Origin of the sequence: Kribbella sp. NPDC049584 (assembly GCF_040675555.1) — a bacterium.
GTDB lineage: Bacteria > Actinomycetota > Actinomycetes > Propionibacteriales > Kribbellaceae > Kribbella.
This window is the reverse complement of record NZ_JBFAPF010000005.1, coordinates 1-21,666: the sequence shown is the minus strand read 5'-3', so window position 1 is coordinate 21,666 and position 21,666 is coordinate 1. Positions and strand designations below refer to the sequence as shown.

Genomic DNA, 21,666 nt, shown 5'->3' with positions numbered 1-21,666 from the left:
GCTGGGCGCCGGCTCGCCATGGCTACCAGATGCAGGACCGAGCCACGCTGTGGCTCACCGGCCGAGGACGCAGCACCGAACGCTGGCTCCGCGGTTGACACCCTGGGTGACCCGAGTGGGTCACCCAGGGTGCCTGGCGTCGGTGCCATCGAGCTCGACGCCCGCGCCTGACGCCAAGAAAGCATGACAGCGAATACAGGAATGTTCGGCTGACTATCCGGTACTTATTCATCGCCTTTCAATATTTCCTTCGCCCGAATCTGCCGACGCGCGCGAACTCCAATTGCACCGCGAGGGTCTCGACACCATCTGGCTGCTATTCGATCCGGACCGGCCGGACGAGCTGCTCGAGCGGTGGGCATTGCGAACGCTGCCAACCCACCCAAGCCGCGTGATGCATTGTGATGGCCTGGGCATCCACACATCAGCATGTGCAGCATCTGCGGCACAACGATGATGCTCGGCAGCCTAATTGCGGGCGGTCACGCGAAGAATATGCCAACGGCGGTTGGATTGTGGCTCGCCGGTCACGGCTGGGTCCGCGGCGAAGATTACTGGATGCGTAGACAGCACCCAGGAAAGCCCGTCTGGAGTGACGATCTGGAAATCGCGAGCCTGCCATGACGCGTGCCCTGCAATCGGAAGGGTCATTCCATCAACTTGGCGTTTCAGATCAGATGCCAGGGTCGGCAACCGTGACGTCGTCGTCACAGTTGCCGCAACCCAGCATGCCGCTTGACCTTAGGACGATGTTTCGGTAATTGCGACCCTCAATCATCCCACGGTGACCGACCATGCTTTCTAAGATAGAGAGAGGAAGCGACGACTCCAGACAGCGCCATGATGACCACGACAACAAACGTGCTCCACGATATCAGTGGCTTTCTAAAAACTACCTGGAGAACGAGAGCGACGATCGCGAGACTAAGTGCGCCCACTACTCGAAAAACCGCGGCTTCAACGTGAGGCGACCGCTTGCCCGCCTTTGGCTCATTCACAACAATCACCATCCAAACCATCTGTCGGAGCCGTAGTAGGCGCCGATTGCTCCCCCATTGATCGCGCCCATATAACCCATATAGGTGCCCACAACTGCGGCCCCGGTTCCACACCCTTTTCGGAGGAGCCGTCCCCCGATGCAGCCGAAGAACTTCCCGGTCGCCTGGCCAGCAGCGTAGCCAGCGATGCTGCCTCGGACTCCACCTTTGAGGCGCCTCATCCACCATTTCCGGCTGGGCCACTTCTTTTTCTTCTTCTTTTTTGGCTTCGGGGGTGGTGAGTATGAACGACGCTCGTCCCAATGATGGTTCGATGCCCAGGTCTTTCCTTGCAGGGAGTTCCTCCATTTTTTCGCGCGGAGGCGCTTGGGTGTGTATTTGGGGTCGTCGTCATCGAACCGGCGTTTGCCGTCGAGGTCGAATCCGTTGATCGGGTCGCTTGGGTAGGTGTAGGCGTTGGCGTTGCCTCCGTCGACGGGGTCAACAGAGGTGAACAGGCCTGTGGTCGGATTGTAGAGTCTGACGCCCATGAGGATGAGGTCCGCGCCGCTGATCGCGCGCTGCTTAGCGCCCAGCCACTCGTAGTCAACGACACCGGTGTTGGCGGTCGAGTCGGTCGTGTTGCCGTACTCGTCGTAGTTGTTCCAGCCGCCGATCCCGCTGGCCGCGGCCCCGGCAGAGGGCAAGGTCACGGTGGTGACGATGTCGCCGTGAGGGTTCGCGAGGGTGAGGTCAGCTGCCGCGGATTGGTCGACTGTCAGCGCGAGGTCGTTTCCGATGAGCTCGGCGTAGCGCTGGGCGGTGGCACCCTGGGTAACCCAGGTCGGGTTGTCGCCGGCGTCGGTGTAGTGCCGGACGGTTTGGGTCGAACCCGACGTGTTGGTGACCGTCTCTGTGGACCGGCGGTCCAGCGCGTCGAGTGCGAACGTCGTCGTCGTGCCGGCCTGGCTGATGGACCGGGCGAGGTCGTTGTCGTAGTAGGAAAGTGCGACGTCGCCGGCCGCCGGTTGGGGCGCGTCTACCGCGGGCAGCGTGGTGGTGCGTCCCAGGGCATCGTAGGTGTAGCTGCCGGCTCCACCAGCGCCGGTGATCGGACGGTCTGCAGTGTCGAAGGCCCGACTGACCGGGCTGGCTCCGGCTGTGGTGCAGGAGCCGTCGGCCGCTGCAGGAGCGGTAGACCTCGTGAGGCGGTTGTCGTTGGCATCGAAGCCGTAGGTGCGGGTGATGCAGGGACTGACTGCGGGGTCGTTGAGGTCCGCTCCGGGCGCTGCTGCCGTGCGGTCGTTGACCTGCGTGAGGCGGCCAGCGTTGTCGTAGGTGTAGTGACGGTCGTAAGGAATGGCTCCACCAGCCGAGGTGGTGAAGGCGTTGCCGTCGGGGGTCCATTCGTGGGTGACCCGTCCGGAGACGTCGTTCTGGAGTGACCAGGACAGCCACGGCCCGTTCGGGTCGACGGTCGTGCTGCCGTCCGGGTTGGTAGTGGTGACCTGGCCGGTGTAACTCAGACCACCAGGTTCGCCGGTGTTGTCGAGGTTGGTGTTTTGAGTGATGCCTCCGGGGAGTTTCTGAGTGATGAGCGTCCCGTTGGGGTCGTAGGCGCCGGTGGAGGTCCAGGTGGAGCCTGTGGTGGTGACGTCGACCTTTGTCACGATGCCGCGGTGTTCGGTTTTGCCGTTGGCGTCGGTGCCGTCGTAGGTGTAGGACGTGGAGCCGTTCGCGTCCGTGACGGTCGCGACGTTGCCGGCGGAGTTGTAGACCGTGGTCGTGGCAGTCTCACCCGATGGCTGGTACGAGGTCTCGCGTCCCCAGGCGTCATAGCCGGACGTGACCGTGCCCGCAATGGTGTCGTCGGCGTTCTTCGCCGTGACCACGGTGGGCTGGCCCGTGCTCGGGTCGTAGCTGTAGACCTTCTTCGTGTTCGGTGTCGACCCGGTCAGGCCGGTGACGGTCGTCGCGGTGGTGTCGGTACGACCGTCGGTACGGTAGCTCGTGGCTGTCGTTCGGGTGACGGTGCCGGAGGTTTCGACGACAGTTTCCGGCGACAGCAGGTAGTTGAAGGCTGTGGTTGTCGTCGAGGGCAGACTCGGTCCGGAGCTGGGCGCGGCTGCTGGGTAGGTCTTGCAGACCAGCCCTGCCCATTGCGGCTTGCTGCCGCACTCCGGAGACCCAGTGGTGTTGGCAGCTGCCGTGTAGTAGACGGTCTTGGTCGTGCCCGCGTCGGCACCGTTCGACTTGGGTTGGCGGGTCTCGATGACGCGGCCTTCGGCGTCGTAGCGGGTGAGTTTGACGATGTCGCCGGTGCTGTTGGTGCCATCCAGGTCGACGTCGGTGGCGGTCTTGCCGGGCAGGCTTCTGCCCCACCCGTCGGCATCACCCGCTATTGGGGCGCTGTAGTCGGTCAGGGTCTGGCCGGTGGTCTCTAGATCGGTCTCGGTGCCAGGGTCATAGGCGGACGACGTCTCGGTCGTGGCCAGCCGGTACGGCAGCAGCGTGGCCGGGTTGATGTCGCCGTTCGGCGCGCCGTCGTCGTATTTCGTGTGGGTGTGGGGGCGGACCCAGGCGAGGGTGCCGTTCTTGAGCGCTGCCCAGCGGGCCGGGCCGTAGGTATCGGTGACCAGCGTCCCGGCCGGGGTAACGATAGTGCCGGCGTTGTTGGGGATGTCGGCGTTGTAGACCGTGGTGGTCGCGAGCTGGTCGGCCGCGGCGCCGGTGTCGATGACGGCGCGCAGGGCACGTTCATCAAGCTCGCGGACGACGTTTCCTTGGTCGTTGTAGTCAGTGGAGGTGTACTGCCAGTTCCCCGCGCCGTACTTGGCCGTGTTGACCGTGTAGCCGGTCGCGTCGGTGTACTGCAAGTCGGCGTACTGCCAATCATCCGAAGTCGGTGCGCCGCTCAGCGGATGGTCTGGGCCGAAGACCGCGAACCCGTTCGTCGGCACGGCCTTCTGGTTCCACTTCCCGACCGCGGCCGCGGACAGGTCCGGCGCGCCGGGCCCGGACAGCGGCACGTTGTCGTAGACGTACTTGCCCAGCGTCGCGGTGCCGCCCGCCGGGTCACCGGCAGGGCGGGCACGGGTGACCGTGTCGAGCTTGTCCCCGGTGCTGCTGGTGACGTAGTTGAACTGGTACGGCACCTGCCCGGCCGGCGTGATCGAGGTGACGTGGTTGGAGGCGTTGTAGGTGTACTGCGTCGACAGCCCGGAGCGCGGGTCGGTGACCTTGGTCAGCATGCCGTTGGTGTCGTAGGTGTAGGAGGCGACCGGAATCGTGGCCATCCCGGGGGCCGGCTGACCGTTGACGATCTTGTGCGGGTCGTAGATGTCGAGCGAGGCCTGGCTGAGGCGGACCTGCGACGAGCCGATGGTGGTGTAGTCGAAGGTCAGGGCCCGGCAGCCGGCGACCAGCCCGGACAGCGGGTTGCCCGTCACGTAGGCGCCACAGGTCACGCCGGGGGCGGGCGGGGCGAGGATGCGTACGACGCGGCCGTTGCCGTCGTAGGAGTACGTCGTCTTGCCCGCGATGCCGGGTTCGGAGATGCCGTCGGCGCGGAACTGCGTCGCCGCGTTCGCGACCGGGGCCGCGGCGGGTTTCCAGGTGGTGACAGTGCCGTCGTCCTCGATGTATGACAGCACCGTCGAGGTGCCGGATCCGGTGATGTTCAGCCGGGAGCCGTCCTCGGTGGTGTCGTCGTCGACCGGCACCCAGTCACCTTGCACGTACGCCGCCGTCGTACGGCGCTGCCGGGATGGCGATTCGTAGATCAGGCTGGTGCCGTCGCCGTCTTGGAGGACGAGGGTGCCGTCGAGCGTTGTCTGGTCGATGACTTGCATCCCGGCCGCACCCGCGTCGGCGCCGTCGAACTGCGCGGTCCAACCTGGGCCGAACGCGCCGTTGATCTGATCGGTCGGGGTCTCGTAGGTCATGTGGGAGCGTGAGATCGACAGGTCGCCGGTGTAGCCGGGCACGGAGATGTCGGTGGCGGAGTAGTTGAACTCGCCGGTCCACAACGCGACCTGGCCAGGCCCCGCGTCGCTGGTCGGGAACCCGTCACCGAAAGCGTGCGGCAGGCGCTGGATGGTGGTGTTCGGGGTTTCGGACCACGTGCACTGGACGGTGGCGTTGTAGGTGAAGCAGACCTGGATGTCGAGCTTGACCGGCACCCGGTCGTTCAGCTGGGTCGGCTGCACGCCCGCGGTGTTCGGGTCGGAGTCCAAGAACGCGTCGGTCGTGGCCAGCGTGGTGTCCCACAGCGTGTTCACCGACACGCCGCCGGCGCCGTTGTCGACCACCGGCAGGTCGGCGCCGTCGTTCCAGCCGACCAGGTCGTCGGTGCCGCCGTACCCGGACACCCTCCACCGCACCTTCGCGGTCACCGACGGCGCGGTGCCCTTCGGCGGCCCGGCCGCGGTGATCCGGATCGTGTTCGCGGTCGTCATCCTGGGGTCCGCGGTCGGCGACGACAACGACGCGCTGCCCCAGCCGAGCCGCTGGGTGGCGGTCGGCGAGTAGTTGCCGCCCGGGGTTTGGGCCTCGGCGACGATCGTGTGCAGGCCGGGCTCGGTGTGCTTGAACGTGACGGTGTACTTCGCGACCGCTGGGTCGCTGGACGGCGTGATCTTGACCGCGCCGCTGGTGTCGTTCGCCGGCGGACGCTTGCCGTCGATGAACATCCACAAATACCCCGGCGCGCTGTACCCGGTCCCGGTCGCGGTGACCGTACAGATCACGTCCGTCGTCGGGGTCGTGTCGGTCCAAGTGCTGTTCACGTCATACGGGGCCGGGCACGACACCACCGGTGTCGTCGGCGGCGTCGCCCCGGTCCGCAACCGGGTCTGGTAGCTCGTCCACGCACCGTCGACGCGGCCGTCGTTCGCCTTGGCCCGGATGTACAGCAGCGTGTTGTCCGGCAGATCGGTCGACGGGCGGCAGCCGGCCGTCGTGCCGGAGGCATACACCGACGACGTACACGTGCCCACGACCGTGGAGCCATCGGTCATGAACTGGAAGACGTACTTGACCGTGTTGCCGTCCGGGTCCGATGCCTTGGTTTGTACCCACGGCCGCAGGCTCTTCGAGTACATGTACGACGTCGTGTCGCCAGGCGCCGCGTACGCGGCCGCCTCAGTCGTCTCCACCGTCGCCGGCGCATTCGGCGCCCGGTTCCACGTCAGCGAGATGTAGGGGTCGGCGTCGCCCTCGCTGGACACGAACCGCTTCCACGCGTTCGCGTCCGCCTCGTTGGCCGCCTCCAGCGCGACCCCGACGGTCGGGGCTGTTTGGCCGGACCAGTACTGCGCGAGGCCGGTCATCGGCACTGAGATCCGCCCCGCCGCGCACGCACTCGAGAAGCCCTTGGCGGTCGACACCGAACCCCACACTGTGGAGCTGATGACCGGCTGATTGGTCTACCGGGTCTCCGTGGAGGCCGGCAGTGCCGCGTGCAGGTCCAGTTGCGTCGCGGTACAAGTCGTCGCGCCGTACTGATACAGCGACAGGTTCGCTGCGGTGATGTCCTTGCCCTGGAACGATGCCCCGGCGAAGTTCAGGAACGACCGTTCCGTGGTGGTGCCGTTCTTCCCGGCCCGCAGGTCCACCGTCGAGGACAGGTCGTTGGGCCAGCCGGACTGCACGAATGCGTCGAAGGTCGAATACAGCGGCGTGTTCGCGTAGGTCGGGTCGACCGTGACCGGGAACGCCCGGGCCGGGTCCAGCAGCCATTTCGCGTCCGGCGCGATCACCAGCGTCGCCTTGCCCGGCGAGACCTGCTCGATCGACATCGCCACCGCCGCGGTGTTCACCGGCAGGTTCGTGTGCTCGTCGGTGACCGCGTCCCACATCTGTCCGACCGGGATCCGCGATCGCACCACGTTCTTGGCGTCGACGAACTCGATCGCGCCGTCAGCGTTCTGACGCGCGGTCAGGCCCTTCGTCCGCAGCGGAATCCGCCACACCGGCGCCACACCATCAGCTGGGCGCTGCTTCACGACGAAGTCGGACTCGAACCCCGACCTGCGCGCGTCCAGGCGCAGATCCACCCCCGGCTGCACCTCGGCATAGGTCGCCTTCGTCCCGTCCAGGCTCGGCTGGGGCAGCTTCCACGGAGCCATCCACTCCACCTGCCGGCCAGTGCCGGCCGCCGCCGAGGCGAACACCCCGCCCGCCACACTGTTGCGTCTGCCCAACTGCAGACCGAGGCCGTGCCCGCGCGGAGCGACGGTACCGTCGGTGCCCTCGGCCAGCGTCAGGTCGATCGACTTCCACGCACCCTTGGCGTCCTTGAACCGGATCGGTGCCGTGTGCTCCTCGGTCGTCATCGTGCCGTCCGGGTTCGCCCACGTCGTCGACGTCTCCGAGCGCATCGACTCGACCTCAACCCTCGAGCCCTGCGACCGCGCAGAAACGACCGCCGACACAAGGTCCGGTCGGGACGCCACCTTGGCTACCGGCGGCTTCGGATCCGCCGCAGGCGCCGCGGCCGCCGGCTCTCTGGCCTCCAAGGCTGTCGCCAGCAACGAGAACGAAACCACAGCCGCAATGGCACGAAAAAGCCACTGAGTTCGGGCACGCCGAGAACGAGACATGACACCCCACCTCACGCCGGCTCCGGGACAAGCACCGATGACTAGGCGGGTCACCGAGCTGGGCCAGCGACCGCTACATCGGCCACCGATACAACTGCGTTACAACGATTGCAACAACCCGCCACGGCGACTCTCACCTCTTGACGATCGCCCCAGGGGCGCGCACCCTTAACGGCCCTTCGCGCCACAAACCGCTCCGGGACAGGAAGCCGGTCTCGGGGTCGTGACCCGCTTGCTGCAAGGGCCCCAACCGCCCGACCTCCTGCCTGGGCGCACCGAATCCCCAATCGATGATCGGCTGTGCCCCGGCGTCGGCTTCAACAGCATCAACGCCGCAGGCCTCACCGACTACTTCGACCACCTCGCCGCCTATGCAGCGCCATGAGGATCGTTTCTCAACACCCCATCCGCTGAAGTCGGCGGAACCTCGACACGCCGCACGGCGAGTGTCGGAAAACGTGTTGCAAACCCGGAGTGTCTAACAAGTCCCCCGATGCCCTTTTCCATACAGTCGAGGCGTGACGACCACCGATCTCGACCGCCGGCGCCCCCTGTCGCTCGATCCTGACCCGCTCGGCGTCATCGGCGGCGGCATGCTGCTCGGCTACGCCCGGGTGTCGACCAGGGAGCAGAACCTGAACCGCCAGCTCGACGCCCTGACCGCGGCTGGCTGCGGCCGGATCTGGCAGGAGAAGCTCAGCGGCAAGAACGCCGACCGGCCTGAGCTGCTCGCCTGCCTGGAGTTCGCCCGCGCGAACGACGTCGTCACGGTCACCGAGCTGTGGCGGCTCGGCCGGAACTTCCAGGACCTGATCTCGATCGTGAGCGGGCTGCGCCAGCGCGAGATCGGGTTCAAGTCGCTGCACGAGGCCCTCGACACCACCAGCCCGGGCGGCCGGATGATCTTCCACGTCTTCGCCGCCCTGGGCGAGTTCATCCGCGAGATGATCGTCCAGGGCACCCGCGAAGGCCTCGACGCCGCAAAGGTCCGCGGCATCCGCCTCGGCCGGCCACCGGCGATGAACGAGGAGCAGATCGAGCACGCCAAGGTGCTGCTCGGCAACCCCGACAACACCGTGTCCTCGATCGCCCGGCTGCTCGGCGTCAGCCGCGCCACCATCTACAAGTACGTCCCCGAGCTCCGCTCCCCCGCCGTACCAGGTGCGCAACCTCCGCTTGAGCTCCCGGCATCTGCGCATCCGTACGTCGGTGGTACGGCAGATCAGCCGTTGCCGATGCCGAAACCGCCACGCGCGTCAGCGTGCCCGACCTGCGGGCACCGCCCATCGAGCAAGCACGAGCTGCAGTTGCATCGCGAAGGTCTCGAAACGGTCTGGCTCTTCCCCGATCCGGCCCGGCCGGGCACGGCGGTCGTCGAGCGCTGGCACTGCGAACGCTGCCAGCCCCACCAGGCCCGCATCATCATGTGCGGGCTGTGCAGCGCGACAGTCATCCTCGGCAACGAACTCGCCGCCGTCGAGCAGGTGCCCGACCAGGCCGTGCTGTGCCTCGCCGGCCGAGGATGGACTCGTCACGACCATCAGTGGATGTGCGGAGACCACACTGTGGAGACATCCGCTCTCGCCCGGGATTGAAGCGAGAGCGGATGCATGGTTACTGGCGCGGCGGGTTGACGGCGGCTTCGCCGGCCAGGACAAGATTCCCGTCATCTTGAACGATCAAGTCAGCGCCTACGATCGACGGCGCATTCGGGCCGGTGGCTGGCTTCTCCCAGACCAACTGCATCCCCGGCCCGTAGATCTTGAGCCTTCCGGTGTCGCCGTCCAGCAGGAAAACACCTACCGGTCGCCCGGTCGTGCCGCTCGCCCAGACGACAGAACTCGCTGGCCCGTACACAACGAGGTTCCCGTCTCCTTGGAACGCGAGTGTGTACTTCCCGTTCGGCGACACCAGCGTGTCGCCAGGGTAGAGAGCCTGACCGGGCTTCATCTCGCTTCCTTGCGCTACCGGCAACTGCACGATCGCGCTCCCGCTGTTCCATGCCACGCTCATCACGTAGCCCCCTTCTCCGATGAGGTCGGCGCACTTGCGCGCCGCTCTGATCAGGAGCCGAGGTCCCCCAGCCCACGCCCCAGGCTGCCCCTCACATTGCTCGATGCGAGGCAGTGCACAGAAGTTGCTCACCACCCGCGCGAGGTACCAGTGACCAATTTGCGAAAGCCGTCGTTCTAAAGGCGATCTGGCCCGGTCCGGCGGCAGCTGCCGTTCTCATCACTTCTCGGGCGGAAGCGGCTCGAGCAACTCGGGGCCATTGTTCTTCACGTTGTTGACCGCCTTCGACACGGCGTACATGTCGAGGCTGCCATCGACTGGCGGAGCCATGAGCCTCAGCAGCTGCTCGACGTCGTGGTTGCGTGGGTCGAGCCACTCGTCCCAGCGATCAGGGGTGATCGCCATCGGCATCCGGTCGTGGATCCGACCGACGCTGTCGGTCGCGGTGGTCGTGATGATCGTGTAGGTCGGAACGACCGAGCCGGGTCGTCATCAGGTAGCGACTCGTCGTACCACACCTCGTAGAGCCCAGCCAACGACAGCGTCGAGCCGTCCGCGGGCCGCAGTACGAACGGCTGCTTCAGCTTCTTGCCCGACTTGCCGACCTCGTCGGTCTCCAGCCACTCGTAGAACGCATCGACCGAGATCAGCGCGCGCTGCGACTTGAAGGCTCGCCGGTACGCCGGCTTCTGGTGGACGGTCTCCGCCCGGGCGTTGATCATCCGAGTTGACTGCACCAAGTCTCTATCCTCTGGCGGTCGCCCGGTTACGAGGAGGTCTTGGTCCGTTGGACGAACTTCGGGAGGAGTTGCTGCATGGCCGGATTGATGTGCCGCGAGTCGGAGAGGCGCTCGCGGTCCAGGGACGGTTTCCCCCATTCGTTGTTGTGGATGCCACCGGCGCCGAGGTTGCGGCGGCAGTTCAGTATCTTCGGGATCTGGCGCTCGGCGATGTCAGTCCGTTGACGTGCCGCAGCTACGCCTTTGCTCTGCTGCGTTGGTTCCGGATGCTGTGGGTTCTGGGTGTGGACTGGGATCGGGCGACGTCGTCGGAGGTCGCCGTGCTCGTCGGCTGGATGAAGTCGGCCAGAAACCCCCAGCGAACGCGGCGGTCGGGACCCGCTGGCGCAGGGGCGGTGAATCCAAGGACTGGCAAGCGGGCGTTGTCGGCGGGTTACGCACCACGGACCATCAACCACGCGCTGACGGTCGTCTATCGGTTCTACGACTTCCACGCCCACCACGGCGACGGGCCAGTGCTCAACCCCGTACCGGTGTGGCGTAAGCAGCGAGCGACCCTGTCTCACGGCAGCCCGCTTGAGCCGTTGCCCACGGTGCGCCGGTCACGGCTGCGCCAGCGGGTGCCGAAGCAGTTGCCACGGGCAATGTCTGATCGGCTGTGGGACGAGTTGTTCGCTGTGATGGGATGCGATCGAGACCGCGCGCTGCTGTCGATGTATGTGTCCAGCGGTGCGCGGGCGTCGGAACTGCTCGGGATCGGTTTGGCCGATGTCGACTGGGGTCGGCAGCTGATCCACGTGGTGTCCAAGGGCACCCGGTTGCGGCAGTCGGTGCCAGTCTCCCCGGAAAGCTTGCGGAACCTGGCGCGCTACTTAGCTGAGGCGGGCCTTCCAGGGGATGGTGAACCGTTGTGGCGGACCCGACGTGGGGAGCCGCGACAGCTGTCCTACTGGGCTATGCGGAGAGTTCTGCAGAGGGCGAATGAGCGTCTCGGGACGGATTGGACACTGCACGATCTGAGGCACACGGCTGCGACCCGGCTGGCGAACGATCCAGGCATGACGCTGACCGAGGTCCGTGCGATCCTGCGGCATGCCGACATCAACACCACGGGGATCTATACCGCGGTGCGGGTCGAGGACCTGTTCGACAAGCTTCAAGACCACTACGCCCGACCCCGGCCAACGCGCCAGTTAGCGCCTGGCTACGACCCCGACGACGTCAAGATTGTGTTCGGTGACTAGGCCGGGCGGATGGTCCGGCCCAGACGAAGCCATGCTGCCCATGACTCTGCCGGCGAAGGGACCGGGCGATGGGTACGGCGGCGCGGAATTGGATGCACGGATCGCGCGATCCGGTGTCCGCCCGGCCGCTGCCCTGCGGCCATTGGTGAGCCCTGGCAAGTTCGGTGATCTGTCCGGGCTGTCGATCGAGCACGTGGCCAACGTGGTGAGCCAGGCATGGGGCGGCGGCCGGGCTGCGGGGCCGCCTCGTCGCGGTGCTAGGGCAGTACTGATCCACCTTGCCGGGTTCCCCGGCGAGACCTGGCAGGCGCGGTGGGAAGCCAGCGGACTCAACGCACTCGGTCGACGGGTCGGCGACATCGCCGGGCCACCGATCGGCCGGGCTGGCCGGCGGGAGGTGATGACCGCTGGGCTGCGGGCGCTGCTCTGTGTCCGGGCCTTCCGGCCCACGCTCGCCGCTCTGCGATCGAACCGGATCCTCCGCCTGGCCGAGACATTCAGACTGGTCGAAGGCGACCAGCTACTCGACCAGTTCTTCGAGGAGGTGGCCAACTCTGGGCGCAGTGCAACGGTCCGGACAGCCGCGGTTCTCGATGTCACGTATGCCTTGCTGAGCCAAGGCATCGGGCTCCGGGACCTGACACCAGAGGCTTTGCTGCATTACGCGATCGAGTCCGGACGGCTCGGCGTAACCCCGAGAGCGGTCGGCAACGCGAACCGGCTTGCCGGTGGCGCGGCATGGGACGTGCTGCACCGCATGGGCCACTTCGGGCCGGGCGCGCCGCACGCGCTCAAGGTCTGCCTGAACAATGGGCAACGGACAGCGGCCGAGCTGGTCGACCGCCACGATGTCAGCAATGCCGACGTCCGCGAGGTTTTGATCGAGTACCTGGAGCGTCGGCGGCCGGAGTGCGACTACAGCAGCTGGGCGGCGCTGTCGCTGCGTTTGGTCGGCCAGTTCTGGAAGCAGATCGAGCTGATCGATCCGCACCAGAAGGACCTGCGCCTGCGCACCGGCACCTACGAGCAGTGGGCGGCCGGCCTGAGAGTCCGCGCCGACGGTGGCGTCCGGCTCCGGCCGGAATCGATTGTGGCGACCGTCCGCAGCTTCTACCTGGATCTGCAGAGCTGGGCGATCGAGGAAGCGGAACGGTGGGCGCAGTGGGCGGCTCCATGCCCGGTCCCACCCGGCGCTGGGCGCAGCAGCCGCGCTCGTCAGCGAAGGGTGACGGAGCGGATCGCGGACCGCATCCGACAGCGTCAGCCATGGCTTCCCACTATCGTTGAGCACGTCGAACGGCAGCACGCCAGGCTGCGCGAGTTTCTTGGCGCGGCTGGGGAGATACCTGCCGGTGCCGAGTTCACCTACGCCGACCGCCTCTATCAGCGCATCGATACCGAGCACGACCGGCAGATGATGGCCCGCGGACAGATCCACGTCCGCGTGAAAGACACGGTCTCCGGCGAGCTGACGAACCTGACGCTCGCCGAGGATGCCGCATTCTGGACCTGGGCCTGCGTCGAAACCCTGCGGCACACGGGACTTCGAATTGAGGAGCTCCTTGAGCTCAGCCAGCTGAGCATCCGCCAATACGAGCGACCAAACGGCGAGCTCATCGGTCTGCTGGTCGTCGCTCCCTCGAAGACCGACCGGGAGCGAGTGATTCCGATGACGGCGGAGTTGTTCCACGTGATTGCGGCAGTCATCGGCCGGCACACCGCCACCGGACGGTCGATCCGGGTGGTGCGGCGGTGGGACCCCCATGAGCGGGTCTGGTCGGCGCCGATGCCGTTCCTGTTCCAACGGCCACTGATCAGCGCCGGAGCAATGAGCTTTCAGTGTGTGCGGGAGGCGATCAACCGTCAATGCGAGCAGATTGCCGCGACGAACCCAGCGTTCACCGGCGTCAGGTTCACCCCGCACGACTTCCGGCGTCTGTTCGCGACCGAGCTCGTCAACAACGGCCTGCCGATCCACATCGGCGCCAAGCTCCTTGGGCACCTCGATCTGGCCACCACCCAGGGCTATGTCGCGGTGTTCGAGGAGGACACCGTGCGGCACTACCAGGATTTTCTCGCCCGCCGCCGTGCCTTGCGCCCGGCTGACGAATACGGCCCTGTCGACGCCGAACAATGGTCGGAGTTCGAAGAGCACTTCGACAAACGCAAGGTCGAGCTCGGAAACTGCGACCGTCCCTACGGCAGCCCGTGCCAGCATGAGCATGCCTGTATCCGGTGCCCGATGCTCCGCATCAACCCCGCAATGCTGCCGAGACTGGCCGAACTCGAGACAGACCTCCAGGCACGCCGAGGCCGAGCATCAGCCGAGGGCTGGCTCGGAGAGATCGAGGGCATTGACCTCACTCTGCGGCTACTCCGCGAGAAGCAAGCCACCGCCGAACGCATCAGCGCAAACAGCGCCCCGAGCGGTGTGGTCGACCTCGGCATGCCAGGCATCGCTGCAAGGACCGCGCCGATGGGATCGTCCAGTCAGCCATCCGCCCTCGCCACCTAGTACTCAGTGTCGGGTTCAAACTTGGCCGAGATTCAGCCCCGTCGGGTCACGCATTCAGGGCGACACCGCGATGCGCGTCACCCGCCGCTACGGCCACTTCGCAGACATAACCTCGACCACACCGTCGTCACGGCGTGGCTGGACCAGACGCCTCTGTGCTTCGCCGGTGAGGGTTTGACACCGCGGGAAGGACCTGTCACCTTGTTGCGGTGCGGGAAGGGTAACTATTCACAGCATTGGCTGTTCCGCTCGCCGCGGGTGCTCGCGGTCGTCGAGCTGGCTCGGGCGTTTCCAGGCTGGACTGTCTTGCTGGTCGGGTGCGTTGTCCTGACCGCCATCTGGCCGGCGATCTTCGCTGCGCTGGTCGCGCACCTGATCACAATCCTTCCGGCTGCGGCCAGTTCTGGATCGAACTCAGCTGCAGCAGCCGACGTCGTTTCGGTGCTGGCCGGGATCGCATTCGTGCTGGCAGCGCAAGAGGTGACGCGTGCCGCTTACGAGGTGGTGCGCTGGGCCCTGTATCGGCGGTATGAGGAACACTTGATCGGTCGGGTGATCCGAGCCGCCCTCGGCGCAGGCACCTTGGACATCTTCGAGCGGCCCGACCTGGCCGCGAAGACCGACCGTGCCGTGCGCGTCGCGGGCCTTGAGCCCGGGGATCTGGTCGATGGCTTGAGTATGAAGTGTTCCCTGCAGGCTCAGGGTGTCGCGGCCGCAGTGTTGGTGGCCACCGTCTCCTTCCCGGCCGCAGCAATCCTGGTCCTGGTCTGGATCCTGGTCGGCAACAGGCTGCAGGCGAACATGCGCCGCGCCGATCAGTTCATCTGGGAAGACGCCGTACATGCCGCGAGCTACACCCACCGGATCGGATTGCGTCCGGAGTGGGCAAAGGAGGTCCGCATCTTCGGTCTGGTCGGTTGGTTGTCGGACCGCTATGGCCGCCAGACGGCTCGCATACTCGCGGAGCTGGCCAGTGCCCGTAAGGTCGGACAGCGTCCCCTGGCCATGCTTCTCGCTGTGGTTGTTGTGGCCAATGCCGCCGTCGTCGCTCTGGCCGTACGGGCGGCTCTCAGCGGAGACCTCGGCGTCGGCGATGTCGTCTTGCTGCTTCAGGGCTTGCTAGGCATGAGCCTTCTTGCCGATCAGACCGGTGACGATCTGATCGAGTACGGCGCTAGTCGTGTCCCCGTCGTACTCGAGCTGGAATACCTCGTTGCCCACCACTCGTCCACCACACGAGCTGGCACTGCCAGTGCGTCAGGACGTCCGGCGGAATCGATCGTGTTCGAGGATGTGACCTTCGGGTATCCCGGGGCAGGCAAGGTGATCTTCGATCGGCTGAACCTGGAGATCCGGGCGGGAGCGTCACTCGGCATCGTCGGCCTGAACGGGGCCGGCAAGACAACGCTGATCAAGCTACTCACCGGGCTCGAAGTTCCCCAGAGTGGCCGGATCCTCGTCGACGGAACCGATCTTCGCGAGATCGATCAGGAATCGTGGCGGAAGTCCGTGGCGGCGATCTTCCAGGACTTCGTGCACTACGAGATGTCCGCGCGGGACAACATCGGTCTCGGAGCAGTCGAGCAGTTGGCACAACCAGGTATCGACCGGGAAATCGAGCGCGCTGCCGGCCGAGCTGGCGCCGACGCCATCCTGGGTGGGCTCGCGCGTGGCCTCGACACGACGCTCTCCTCCCGATTGGAGGGTGGCGTCGACCTGTCTGGTGGACAGTGGCAGCGGGTGGCCCTCGCCAGATCACTCATGGCGGTTCAAGGCGGCGCGCGCGTTCTCGTTCTCGACGAACCAACCGCCCAACTCGACGTGCGCGCCGAGGCAGACATCTACGACAAGTTCCTCGATCTCACGACCGGCTTGACCAGCGTCGTGATCAGCCATCGGTTCTCCACAATCCGTCGCTCCAGCCGGATCATCGTGCTCGACAGTGGACAAGTCATCGAAGACGGCAGCCATGAACAGCTGCTCGTGGCTGAGGGAGTCTACGCCCGCATGTTCCGCAAGCAGGCGATGCGATTCAGCTCCGACGCCGAGGAGGACCTCGATGGCTGAGACCGCCGGCAGCACCAGCCGCAGTACTAGCCGCCTGCGCGTCATCACAACGATGCTGCGCCTGGCCTGGCAGGCAGATCGCGCAGCGGCGGTGCTTGCGTTCGTACTGACCGGACTGCAGGCGATCACACAGTCCTTCTACGGTGTGTGGCTGATGTTCATCGTTGATGGCATCCACACTGGCAGTCCAGTTCGCCTAGTGGCCGGTGTTGCCGGAGGGGTCATCTCGATTGCCGCCACTGTCAGCGTCGCCTATGGCGGACAACGTGCCCAGTCTCGGCTCCGCGATCGCACCCGGTACATGATGAACGCGCAGATTCTCAACCTGGTCAGCGCGGCACCAACGCTCGAACTCCACGAGAGCCCGCAGCATTTGAACCAGCTGCATGCGTTCCAACGAGAGGGCCATCAGCTCAGCCAGGTCCTGCCGAGGATGGTGGAGCTCTGCGCCGGCACGGTGCAGATCATCACGACCGCGGTCCTCATGGTTCTTGTCAATCCGCTCCTGCTCGCGCTGCCGTTGTTCGCGGTGCCGTCGCTGATCGTCAGCTTCAAGACAAGCCGCATCTTCCGCGACAGTGGCCGGCGCGCGGCCGAGCCGGCCCGACTTGCTGAGCATCTCGTAGAGATTACGGCCACCCCGGGCGGCGCGAAGGAGGTCCGCCTGTTCAGGTTGCAGGCGGAGATGCTGTCCAGGTTTCAGCAGGCGCACCGTCAGATCAGACGCTTCAACGGACGAGCCCAGATCCAGGCCGTCGGCTGGAGTCTTGCCGGACGACTGGTGTTTATCGCCGGCTACGTAGCTTCCATCGCACTTGTGGTGCGACAAGTTACCGGCGGCGAGGCAACCGTCGGCGAGGCCGCATTGATCGCGGTCCTGGCCGGTCAAGTGCTCGGGCTGGTCAGCGGTTCCAGTGAGGTCCTACAGCTCACGATCCGCAGTCTTGTCGCCGCCGACCGTTTCGTCAGCCTGCGGGACCTATTCGGCCACGCGGCTCAACGCGGCCGCAGCATGCGCCCTGTGCCCCAGCGGCTCAGGCACGGTATCTCGCTACGCAACGTTTCCTACCAGTACGACGGCGCAGCGCAGCCTGCCCTTGAAAAGATCCACCTGGACCTGCCCGCCGGCTCGACGGTCGCCGTCGTTGGCGAAAACGGCGCCGGCAAGTCGACCCTAGTCAAACTCCTCGCCGGCCTCTACAGCCCGACCAACGGCACCATCACCATCGACGGGGAAGATCTAGGCTCGGTCGACCTCACCCGGTGGCAGGACAGGGTTTCTGCCGCGTTCCAAGATCACGCCCGGTTCGAACTCCTGGTGCGCGAAACCGTGGCGCTGGGAGACATCGAAACATTGTCCGACGACGCCACTGTCGATCTGAAGGTACTTGGCGCGCTTGAGCGCGCCGCCGCCACCGACGTTCTGTCCGCTCTGCCTCGCGGGCTCGATACACAGCTCGGCTCAGGCTGGCCGGCCGGGGTGGACCTGTCCGGGGGGCAGTGGCAGAAGCTCGCGATCTCCAGAGCGATGATGCGTCCCGCTCCTGCCTTACTGCTACTCGACGAACCCTCAGCAGCACTGGACCCTGACACCGAGCATCGACTGTTCGAAGCCTGGACAGAGGTCGCGCATGATCTGCGACAGCGTGTCGGTTCCATCACTGTCCTCGTCTCGCACAGATTCTCCACAGTGCGCATGGCGGACAGCATCATCGTGCTACAGCACGGAACGATCGCAGAACACGGCTCGCATGAAGAACTGGTCCACAAGAACGGCCTCTACGCGGAACTCTTCAATCTTCAAGCCTCGGCCTACCGATGACACAGTCAGAGACAGCAGTAGAAGGATCAGTACCCGGCCCATAGATCGACCCTGCCCAGAGGGCGTGCGTCACCATCCGCGCCGCCAGCGTCGGAACCGTCATGCGCCTGACGTTTGACTCCGACTGACTCCGCACCCCCGACAACCATCACGAGACTTGACTAGTGCAGAGAATCCGGGCACCGACCTTCAGGTCCTTCGCCCAGAACGGCAGTAGCCCCCACCGCAAGACGCGAAGCTTCCGCGCCGGATCGTCGTCGTCACCGGCGTCCGGCGGGACGCGGGCGATCACGACCGGGTTGTCCTTCGTCGGCGTCACGTTGAAGTCCTGGCCGCGCAGCTCGTCGGCGTTGGTCTCGCCGACGACGAAACGCTCGAGGAGCTCGGCTCGGCTGGCCACTGAGGCGTATCGACCACACATGCCTGCCAGCGTGCCACGCGCCCGGCCCCGCGCGGCTGGTGATGCCGCCAGAATCAGCCCGGCGCGTTCGTGGCCAGTCGGTTCAGGAGCTCTGCAGATCCGCGAGGACGGTCAGGATGGTCTCGCCCTCGAGCTCGTCGAACACGTCCAGAGCCGCGGCCGCGACCTCCCGCAGGTCGGGCATGACAGATGTGTCTTCCGTGACAGCGAACAGCACGTCGACGGTCCGCAGGATGATCGACCCGATCCTGGTCATCGTCTGGTCGATCACCGCGGAACTGGCTGGTTCGACGCCGATCCCGAGGCCTTCGGGGCTGAGCCGGTCCGCGATGCCGTCGATCCGCCAGCGCCCCGCGAGCGGACCGATGGCGGCTTCGAGCAGTTCGGTGGCCTCACGGCACACCCGGCTGATGCCGGCTGCCTCGCCGGGCCTGGTGCCGACCGTGCCGGCCACGCTGGTCATGGCCGCCACGCACAGGGAGCCAAAGCCCGCGGCCACGAGTGCCTGCCGCAACCGGGCGAGCCGCACGATCGCCGGTCCATGCGCCGACTCGACCCAATCCAGCGTGGCGTCGGCCTCGTCGAACGCGGCCGTCAGCCGTTCCGCCACGACATCCTGCGAGTCGATCATGAGCCCGATGGTTCCACCTCCCGGCCCGGCACGCCCGAGGACGCGCTCAAGAGGCGATGTAACAGCGTGCGGTGATCCCGATAGCCCACCGTGGAGGAGGCGGGGATCTGTGAGGCGAAGGTGCCGCTATCGGCCAGCTGGACCAGACGCATACACGACCGATCTGGTCCAGCGGCTGCGTGGCCTGCTGGCGATCGTGCTCAGGCCAGCCATCCAGAGCCCCGACGCCGTACAGCGCGACGACGAACTGCTCGACCAGCTCGCCGCCGGTCCTCCTGCCGGACGAGATGTCAGGACCCGTCGACCCACACCTTGAGTGGTTCTAGGCGGGCGTAGGCGCGGCCCAGCTGCTCGGCCCACGACGTCATCCGCTCGTCGTACAGGTCGCGGAAGTGGAGCACCCCACCATCCAGCCGACGTCGCCGACGTACCAGCCGAAATTCGGTACGGGCGGCCCGAGCTCAATGCTGCGGTCAAAGGCCTCGGCCAGGCGCGCGCGCAACTGCTCGGTCCGCCCGACTCGTGGTAGCCCTGCCTGGCATGGTGCGGAAAACCCGATCCTGACGTCCAACTCACTTCTGATCTGTGGTGCGGACGCTCGTGGCCCGTGGTCGCAGTAGCGTACCCAGCCGCGATCCAGCACCGTCCAAGCTTCAACTGAATTGCCGATTCATCGCGTATCTTCAAACGGACATTTTGCACCTTGCTGCAATCAGATAACTCTTGTCGCCTATCGACCGATTGGATACGGTCTATACCGGCTCCCCCGCCTCGGGGGCCGTGTTGGGGGAGTCCAAGTGGTGCGACTAATGGGTCGCGCTGAATCAGCGTCGATGCGGCGTGATGGAGCGGGCGGTTCGTCAATTCTTGCGGGCGGTTCCGTATGCCATCGATCCAGCCTGATCCGAGCTTGTCGCCATGGACAGAACGGATTTCAGCATGAAGGGCAGAACTCTCTCCGCCATCGTTTCGCTTCCGATGCTCGTTGCTTCGCTGGTCGGAACCAGCGCCGCAGCCAGTGCGACCACGGCCGGCACAGCAGCGTCACACAGCACCGTTGCCACCGCTGCCGCGCCCGATGCCGCGCCCGATCAGGTCCTGGGCTTCTGGTACACGGCCCAGTGGGACTACTTCTACTCCTTCAACTCGTGCCAAGCCTATGGGTACATGGCGACCGGCGGACGGTCGGGAAACGGCACAGTCCCGGGGACAACCAACTGGTCTTGCTACGTGAACTCCGGCCAGACCAAGTATTCAATCGACCTCTACATGGAGGGGTAATCTAGCCAGATGGCGCGATTCGCAGATCTGGTTTTGAGTGACGGTGAGGCGGTGGAGGCCGTCGGCTGGCTCGACGGATCCTCCACCCCTCGCTCGTTGCAGCTGTCACCGTCATGGCGACCGGACCGCCGGCCGCCGGTGCAGGGCGGCTCGGTTGACGTCTACTTGTTCGACGGCTCGGCTGCCGCGGCCAACGATGCGGAGGGCCGAGTCCGCGTCGTAGGTGAATGGCGCGAGCCCGCTATTCACAATGCACGCTTCGAGGCAGTGGATGCCAACAACTCGAGCGACGGGGGTGGCAGGCTGCCAGACGGTCCTCCGGGAAGCCATCTGACGAACCCTTCACCGGCCGAGAGTGCGCTTCTAGAACGACTGCTGGCGGCAGGTGACATCAGTTGGCACCGCGTCTACGGATCCCCGGACGGTCGACGAACTGCGCGAATTGGAACAGATCGGCGCGACGCGATTCAAAACGAATTGGCTGCCGCATTCCCTGACGGTGTGGAATTCACAGAGACTGTGTGGTCGCAGGCTGACCTTGCTGACGCGATCCAGACGCTCTCAGCACACCACGACGCGTGGCATATCGTCGCGGCAGGCGGCGGGTTCCGGTCCGATCCCGTCGCGGCATTTGGCCTTTCTGCAGAGGTTCTGCATGTCGACCCCGACTTTGCAGACTGGGCCGATTCTCTGCCATCGAGCCTATTGGATGTAACAGTTCTTGTACGCCCGACCCGTGCTATCGGCGCCGCCTGACTGAGCCTTCCATCGTGTGGCGGTGTGTCGCTGCCGATCGGGCGACACACCGCTCAGCGCTCGACCGTATGGTTCGCGATACCGACTGAGCCGGACGCTCCGCGGATCTGGGAGGGCCTTCGTGCGCGTCGTAGCCCGGGCCGCGAGACAGCAGAGATCTGCGCGGTGCCCTTGTTCGCCTACGACCTCAACTTCGGCGACGAGGCGGCAGTCATCGCATCCGGTAAGGGTGCGCTAGTCGCTACAGCCATCGTGGTCGACGGGGGCAACTACACGTTTCGGATCTGGCAGGAGGATGCGGACGAGACTGCGCTGAGTCAGGTTGCGGTCGAATTCGCTGAGATGGGTTGCCTGATCGAGGGCTACAGCGGTCACCTGCTCGGTCTCTCCTGCGATCGGGCGTTGGGCCAGGCAGTCGCGGACGAACTTCATGCCGGCGAGCGGGACGGGCGATTCACGTATGAGACTGGACGACAGCGAACACACTGATCTGCCGCATTCCGCGCGCTGTCATGCCGATGACAGACTGGCCGGATGGTAGCCGCCGTCTACTACTTCGCCACTCCGGACGATCATGCGAAACTGCTCGACTGCGTC

Annotated in this window: 15 protein-coding genes; 8 read left to right on the top strand and 7 right to left on the bottom strand. The window is 65.8% G+C overall.

All coding sequences use genetic code 11. The annotated features are described in order from the left end of the window. Nucleotides 1-1,003 precede the first annotated feature (1,003 nt). The gene (locus tag AB0J62_RS18875; RefSeq protein ID WP_363872071.1) at nucleotides 1,004-6,364 is read right to left on the bottom strand and encodes an RHS repeat-associated core domain-containing protein; all 5,361 of its coding nucleotides are present in this window, start codon (nucleotides 6,362-6,364) and stop codon (nucleotides 1,004-1,006) included. Between the two features lie 39 nt (nucleotides 6,365-6,403). Next, nucleotides 6,404-7,357 (bottom strand): hypothetical protein, encoded by a 954-nt coding sequence (locus AB0J62_RS18870; protein WP_363872068.1) that lies wholly within the window; start codon nucleotides 7,355-7,357, stop codon nucleotides 6,404-6,406. Nucleotides 7,358-8,097: 740 nt separating this feature from the next. On the opposite strand from AB0J62_RS18870, the gene AB0J62_RS18865 reads away from it, so the two are divergent. Next, a complete protein-coding gene (locus tag AB0J62_RS18865) occupies nucleotides 8,098-9,174 on the top strand; it encodes a recombinase family protein (RefSeq protein WP_363872065.1) in 1,077 nt (358 codons plus the stop codon). 19 nt (nucleotides 9,175-9,193) lie between these two features. Here AB0J62_RS18865 and AB0J62_RS18860 read toward each other — a convergent pair whose 3' ends face one another. The 3 genes from AB0J62_RS18860 to AB0J62_RS18850 form a co-directional block, all read right to left on the bottom strand. Next, nucleotides 9,194-9,592 carry a hypothetical protein gene (locus AB0J62_RS18860; RefSeq protein WP_363872062.1) on the bottom strand — a complete coding sequence of 133 codons (399 nt, stop codon included), beginning with the start codon at nucleotides 9,590-9,592 and terminating at the stop codon, nucleotides 9,194-9,196. A gap of 219 nt (nucleotides 9,593-9,811) precedes the next feature. Continuing rightward, nucleotides 9,812-10,015 carry an SOS response-associated peptidase family protein gene (locus AB0J62_RS18855; RefSeq protein WP_363873488.1) on the bottom strand — a complete coding sequence of 68 codons (204 nt, stop codon included), beginning with the start codon at nucleotides 10,013-10,015 and terminating at the stop codon, nucleotides 9,812-9,814. Next, nucleotides 9,928-10,329, bottom strand: a complete 402-nt coding sequence (locus AB0J62_RS18850) for an SOS response-associated peptidase family protein (RefSeq protein ID WP_363873485.1) — start codon at nucleotides 10,327-10,329, stop codon at nucleotides 9,928-9,930. The genes AB0J62_RS18855 and AB0J62_RS18850 overlap by 88 nt, the downstream gene beginning before the upstream one ends. Nucleotides 10,330-10,379: 50 nt before the next feature. Between AB0J62_RS18850 and AB0J62_RS18845 the strand changes: the two genes are divergently transcribed. The 4 genes from AB0J62_RS18845 to AB0J62_RS18830 all read left to right on the top strand — a co-directional run bounded on the left by AB0J62_RS18845 (nucleotide 10,380) and on the right by AB0J62_RS18830 (nucleotide 17,980). Continuing rightward, a complete protein-coding gene (locus tag AB0J62_RS18845; protein WP_363872059.1) occupies nucleotides 10,380-11,576 on the top strand; it encodes a tyrosine-type recombinase/integrase in 1,197 nt (398 codons plus the stop codon). Nucleotides 11,577-12,228: 652 nt separating this feature from the next. Further along, on the top strand, nucleotides 12,229-14,091 hold the full coding sequence (locus AB0J62_RS18840) for a site-specific integrase (RefSeq protein ID WP_363872056.1): 1,863 nt from the start codon (nucleotides 12,229-12,231) through the stop codon (nucleotides 14,089-14,091). Between the two features lie 258 nt (nucleotides 14,092-14,349). Beyond that, entirely contained in the window at nucleotides 14,350-16,158 is a 1,809-nt protein-coding gene (locus AB0J62_RS18835; protein WP_363872053.1) for an ATP-binding cassette domain-containing protein, read from the top strand. Then, nucleotides 16,151-17,980, top strand: a complete 1,830-nt coding sequence (locus tag AB0J62_RS18830; protein WP_363872050.1) for an ABC transporter ATP-binding protein — start codon at nucleotides 16,151-16,153, stop codon at nucleotides 17,978-17,980. Before AB0J62_RS18835 ends, AB0J62_RS18830 begins: the two co-directional genes overlap by 8 nt. A gap of 148 nt (nucleotides 17,981-18,128) precedes the next feature. Here the strand turns inward: AB0J62_RS18830 and AB0J62_RS18825 are convergent, their stop codons facing one another. Together AB0J62_RS18825 and AB0J62_RS18820 are read right to left on the bottom strand one after the other, a co-directional pair. After that, a complete protein-coding gene (locus AB0J62_RS18825) occupies nucleotides 18,129-18,401 on the bottom strand; it encodes an SOS response-associated peptidase family protein (RefSeq protein WP_363872047.1) in 273 nt (90 codons plus the stop codon). Between the two features lie 82 nt (nucleotides 18,402-18,483). Then, nucleotides 18,484-19,032, bottom strand: coding sequence for a hypothetical protein (locus tag AB0J62_RS18820; protein ID WP_363872044.1), 549 nt, complete (start codon nucleotides 19,030-19,032; stop codon nucleotides 18,484-18,486). A gap of 939 nt (nucleotides 19,033-19,971) precedes the next feature. Between AB0J62_RS18820 and AB0J62_RS18815 the strand changes: the two genes are divergently transcribed. The 3 genes from AB0J62_RS18815 to AB0J62_RS18805 are packed head-to-tail and all read left to right on the top strand — an operon-like array spanning nucleotide 19,972 to nucleotide 21,558. Continuing rightward, nucleotides 19,972-20,313 carry a hypothetical protein gene (locus tag AB0J62_RS18815; RefSeq protein ID WP_363872041.1) on the top strand — a complete coding sequence of 114 codons (342 nt, stop codon included), beginning with the start codon at nucleotides 19,972-19,974 and terminating at the stop codon, nucleotides 20,311-20,313. 9 nt (nucleotides 20,314-20,322) lie between these two features. Next, the gene (locus AB0J62_RS18810; RefSeq protein ID WP_363872037.1) at nucleotides 20,323-21,069 is read left to right on the top strand and encodes a hypothetical protein; all 747 of its coding nucleotides are present in this window, start codon (nucleotides 20,323-20,325) and stop codon (nucleotides 21,067-21,069) included. A gap of 24 nt (nucleotides 21,070-21,093) precedes the next feature. Continuing rightward, nucleotides 21,094-21,558, top strand: coding sequence for a DUF4265 domain-containing protein (locus tag AB0J62_RS18805; RefSeq protein WP_363872034.1), 465 nt, complete (start codon nucleotides 21,094-21,096; stop codon nucleotides 21,556-21,558). Nucleotides 21,559-21,666: the final 108 nt, after the last annotated feature.

Coding starts and splice junctions, on each gene's coding strand:
- AB0J62_RS18825 (WP_363872047.1), bottom strand. CDS start 18,401: ATGTGTGGTCGATACGCCTCAGTGGCCAGCCGAGCCGAGCTCCTCGAG.
- AB0J62_RS18830 (WP_363872050.1), top strand. CDS start 16,151: ATGGCTGAGACCGCCGGCAGCACCAGCCGCAGTACTAGCCGCCTGCGC.
- AB0J62_RS18820 (WP_363872044.1), bottom strand. CDS start 19,032: ATGATCGACTCGCAGGATGTCGTGGCGGAACGGCTGACGGCCGCGTTC.
- AB0J62_RS18815 (WP_363872041.1), top strand. CDS start 19,972: ATGAAGGGCAGAACTCTCTCCGCCATCGTTTCGCTTCCGATGCTCGTT.
- AB0J62_RS18810 (WP_363872037.1), top strand. CDS start 20,323: ATGGCGCGATTCGCAGATCTGGTTTTGAGTGACGGTGAGGCGGTGGAG.
- AB0J62_RS18870 (WP_363872068.1), bottom strand. CDS start 7,357: ATGCGCTCGGAGACGTCGACGACGTGGGCGAACCCGGACGGCACGATG.
- AB0J62_RS18860 (WP_363872062.1), bottom strand. CDS start 9,592: ATGAGCGTGGCATGGAACAGCGGGAGCGCGATCGTGCAGTTGCCGGTA.